At 59.2% G+C, this 4,481-nt stretch carries 4 protein-coding genes; 1 reads left to right on the forward strand and 3 read right to left on the reverse strand.

The window, feature by feature from the left end; genetic code table 11:
- Positions 1-430: 430 nt before the first annotated feature.
- The 3 genes from AC54AF_RS26835 to AC54AF_RS26845 form a co-directional block, all read right to left on the reverse strand.
- Entirely contained in the window at positions 431-1,921 is a 1,491-nt protein-coding gene (locus AC54AF_RS26835) for a DUF3482 domain-containing protein (RefSeq protein WP_496639018.1), read from the reverse strand.
- Positions 1,918-3,396 carry a DUF2868 domain-containing protein gene (locus AC54AF_RS26840; protein ID WP_496639019.1) on the reverse strand — a complete coding sequence of 493 codons (1,479 nt, stop codon included), beginning with the start codon at positions 3,394-3,396 and terminating at the stop codon, positions 1,918-1,920. The genes AC54AF_RS26835 and AC54AF_RS26840 overlap by 4 nt, the downstream gene beginning before the upstream one ends.
- A 62-nt stretch (positions 3,397-3,458) precedes the next feature.
- A complete protein-coding gene (locus tag AC54AF_RS26845; protein WP_496639020.1) occupies positions 3,459-4,094 on the reverse strand; it encodes a phosphatase PAP2 family protein in 636 nt (211 codons plus the stop codon).
- A gap of 205 nt (positions 4,095-4,299) precedes the next feature.
- On the opposite strand from AC54AF_RS26845, the gene AC54AF_RS26850 reads away from it, so the two are divergent.
- A partial coding sequence (locus AC54AF_RS26850; protein WP_496639021.1) for a hypothetical protein occupies positions 4,300-4,481 on the forward strand: 182 nt, incomplete at its 3' end.

Below are 4,481 nucleotides of genomic sequence, written 5' to 3' on the forward strand. Positions count from 1 at the left end.
CCCTTTTGTGCCGCAAACTAGTGCGTCTCATTGGGGAGGCGAACTATAGCAAAGCCGCCCGCAGGCGGCAAGCTTTATTTCAGCAATTCGGCCACCGCCATGCCCACATCGGTCGTACTGGCTCAGGTGTTTTTTAAGCCACCTTTGCGCCAGCTCAAAGGCATACTTCAGGATGAGGTCGACGCCCTTGCGGGTAAACACGGATTCCTGCGGTACCGTTTTATCCTATTGCGCTCGGTATGGGATATGGAACACGGCCTGGTGTAAGGCAAGCTGATGCGTATTTTGCCAGCGTATCAACAGGCCGCCGATAGGTAGGCGGAAACTAACATCACGGCTGTCGAAATCGGCCAACGGCCAAGGTTGAAGCCTGCGCGCAATTTGCGCAACAATGCCTGCATGCCGGCGCCTGATGGGCTACAGCAGATATCTACACCAGGCGCGTCACATCCGGATACAGACGCGCCAGGGTATCGGAGGCAATGTTAGCAATCACGGGCGCAACGTGCTCGGCAGCTTGCTCGGGTGATTTTTCACGTCGCACGTCTTTCCACACATCAACCAAAGCAGCGTCATGGCGCGCTACCGCCTGCTCGACCTCATCCTGCCAAAAGGCCGGCGCCTCGCCTTCCACAAAGTTGCCACGGCCACGGCCAAAATGCGCCACCGCCAAGTAACGCAACACGCCCGCCACCACCAAGGTACGCAGGAAGGCATCCGTAAATTGCATGGTGGGCTCATTGCGGTCCGTGCCGGAATTAAAGCCCCAAGCGGCGCCCGCAAACGTCAGGGCACCGACCACGCCGCCAAGCAAAGCCCCCGTGCCCAAGGTCAAGCCGCCGGAAATCAAATCGGCCGACAGCCCCGTCGCCGCACCGGAAATCATGGCGCCCAATAGCCCTGCTTGCGCCTTGTCGATCGGCGCGCGCACGGCAAAATTATCACGCACCCGCGCATTAATCTTATGCGCATCGGTAGGGTCGAGTTTGTGCAGGATCAACAACTCACGCGTGGTGATACCGCTGTGCGTATTGAGCCGCGCCACCAGGCTGGCCATGGCCTTTTCCTGGCGTTGCTGCTCTGCGTTCTTGCCGATACCCACTACCTGCAAGGCCGATTTCAGCAAGCCCTTGGAGACGGGCTCGATGACCTCGCGATCCTGCCCAGCCACCGCCAGTTGCGTGGCCAGCAGATGCATGGCCTGCTGGAAACGCGCCGTATTCTGCTCTTGCCAGGCAGAAAACAGACGCGCATAGCCGGCTTGCTGAGACTGCGGCAACAACTTACCCACCGCTTCGTAAAAGACGCGCTCATGTACCCAGCAGCGGGCAAAGGCATCGAGTGCCAAGACGTCGCGCACAATCGGATACTGCTGCAAATGCTCGCGCCAGCGCGCCTGCTCGCTGTGTTCCTCATTTCCAGGACGCGGCGGCCCCATCTGGTTGAGCAAGACCACCACGGGCTTATCCAGCCAGGCGAGGATTTTCATTTCCGCCGGCAAGTAGCCCGCATCTTTGGGATGTTCCGAGGAATTCACCAGGTACAGCACCACGTCGGCAGAGTCCTTGGCCGTACGCAACGCTTGCTGGCTGAGCCAGAACGGGCGGTCGCGATAACGGTCCAGCACTTCGCGCAGAAACCAACCGATGGGATTGCCCGACTGCCCCAGGCGCTTGAGCAGGCGCACGGAGTCGCCAAAGCCGGGCGTGTCCCACAATTGCAAGGCATCGCCCTGCGGCGTGGCCAGCAAGGTATGCGATTCCGCAAACACGGTCACGTGGGCGGCGTCGCGCACTTCGCCAATGTCCACACCCACTAAAGTGCGCGCCAGAGTCGTCTTGCCATTATTCGTGTGCGAAATCAGCGCGAACTGAATCTGTACCGCATCATCCTGCACATCTTTATTCACATTCACACTCATGCTGCTGCCGATACTTTCAGCCCGACACCGGCATCGTGCGGGTGCAGGGCAGGATTGAGCAAATTGACCAGGGTGGCCGTGGTTTTGTGGAACTGGCAGAACTGTTGCCACAAGGCGACTCTTTCGGCCAAGCGGGTGGCATTATCCACCTGCTCGCCAGCGCGTTCCAAGTAGCTGGACTCATCGATCAGGACGGCGATGCCGCGTGCCGACGATTGCATCAGATAATCGAGGAAGGCACCATGATTTTCCTTTTCCGGCGTCGCCGTCAGATTGAACAGCACGGCCGTGATATTGACTTGCGGATCATTCAAGTCCGTGTCGCGCAAGACGTCCTGGGGCTCTTCGCCATACGACGTCGATGGGCGCAGCATCATGCGGCCCTGCTCGCCGAACAGCATGAGGGCGATTTGCCCCAGGCCCTTGTGGCGTGCCTCATCGACAGTAAAGCTGTACGGCAAGACGCGCAGCATGCCGCCAGTGGCCACGCCGATGCTTTCATTGAGCTTGCGGAAATACGGTTGATCGATATCCAGCGGAAAGTGCCTGGCCAGGCGCGCAGCGCGCCAGTTGTTGACCAGTGCCAGCATCAGGCGGGGGACGACCACCAGCAGGAAGATGGTTGCCGCATACAAATGCACCCAGCGCGCGCCGCCTTCGACGGTCGTTGTCTGCGGGAAGCGCAGCGCTTCGATTTCCGCCAGCGAAAAGCCTTGCAAATGAAACAGGGCAATGGCTGGCGCAAACAGGGTCGAAAGCAAGCTGTGCACCTGGCCGGCATTCAAAAAAGTGCTTTCCCAGCCGGCCGCGTATTGCGACAGGAAGCCGCGCGCATACAGCGAAGCGACGGCGCCGATGGCAAACATGGCGGCGCTCAGGTGGATGGTACGGCTCAGGCGCGCGGCCGTCAGCTTGGCGCTCAAATGCGCCCACTCCCCCATGAAACTGAGCAAGCCCGAGGACAATGCATGTGGCAGCTTACGCGGCAGGGCCAGACGGCCCACGCTCAGGTGGCGCACCAGTCCCGCTTTCGGCCAGCCGAGAGAGTGCGAGGGCATGCATAGCCAGATCAGCAAACCCAGGTAGACCAGCACATTCCAGGCGATGATCAGCAGCAAGGGCGCCGACAGCAAGTCGACGCGATGAGGATCCGTGATGCGGTCGAGCCCGGCGCCCAGCAGCAAAGCCAGCAAGGGCAAGGTCAGCGCCAGGGTCTTCATGCCGTTACGGCGCTTCGCGAAAGCGGCGAAGGCGGGCGTGCGCTCGGTGATGCGCTTGAGAATCAGCTCGGAGCGCTGCTGCAGGAAATCGTCACCTGTTACTTCGGCCTGCTTGCCCGAAGCTTGCCACTGCGCAAGCTCACGCGCACTGCGACTGGCATACATGCGGTCGTCCTCGCTGAGGACTTCTTTTTTCTGGTCGGCCGTCTCGATAGCACGGACCAATACCACTTCTCTCGCAATCTGCTCCTTCATGGTGCTCCTGTTTTTGTATGAAACGACAACTAGACAGGCAGATTGTGACGTACTTTTGTGTTTCAGGCCAACGCGTCCTCGGCCCGGAACAAATTATGCAGCAGATATATCAGGAAGGAAGCGATCCAGGCAGACCACAAGGTGTGCGTAAAAAATTGCGTACCTTGCAACTGCTGCTGCCAGCCTGCCGCCAAACCGCACAGCAACATGACACCGGCGAGCAAAAGCGCCGCGCGTGGCCGTCCGGGCAGGCAGAACAATGGCAAGGCCAGCATCCACCAGGCAGTGTTCGCATGCGTAGCGGGCAGGCAGGCCATGGCAGACGCGCTTGCCGGCAATGTTTCCAGCAAGCGCGTATACGGTTCCGCTCCACCATAGCGCAGCAAATCCGTGGGGCAGGGCACATCGCTGAAGAAAGAGAGCAAATAGATGCTTAGTGGCACCAGAATAGCCGACAGGGCCACGACGCGCAAGGCGCTGCGGCGTGAGGCAGACCATGCCAGCGGACGTAGCGTGTCCCAGACCGCCAGCACTATCGCAGCCGCGGCCAGCAAGGTCATGCAGAACTGGAAACTGCCCGCCCACGCGCTGCCAGCACCGGAAAATTGCCCGCGCGTCCCGTCGAACATGCTGTCGGCGATCATGAGATCGAGGTTGCTGTAATTGCCGATCCAGAGTATCAGCATGGCCGACAGCATCAAGACGCTATCGATGCCTTTGGGAGTTTTGACGAGTTTAAGCTTGGCCAACATGGGTGCACACATTTACTTGATGAGATGAAAGAGACTGGCCGCTCAAAAGCAGCAGCCATGCAAGTCATCGTACAGTGTGAATATGAAGAGAACATGACGGTACCCGCCGTTCACAACAAGGAAGGGGCAAGAGAGACAAGCGTCGACCTGAATGACGGATCAAAAGCGCTCTGGCATCACCGGCAAAAAAGCGCTCAGGACCGGCAACTTCGCACAACTTCGCCGTACGGACGACAAAAAGCGCGCGCCAGACGAAAAAAAACCCCACCATTGCTGGTGGGGTTTTTCTCTTACTGCGAATAACAAGCCTGACGATAACCTACTTTCACACTG

This window comes from Janthinobacterium sp. JF4, from assembly GCF_059617925.1.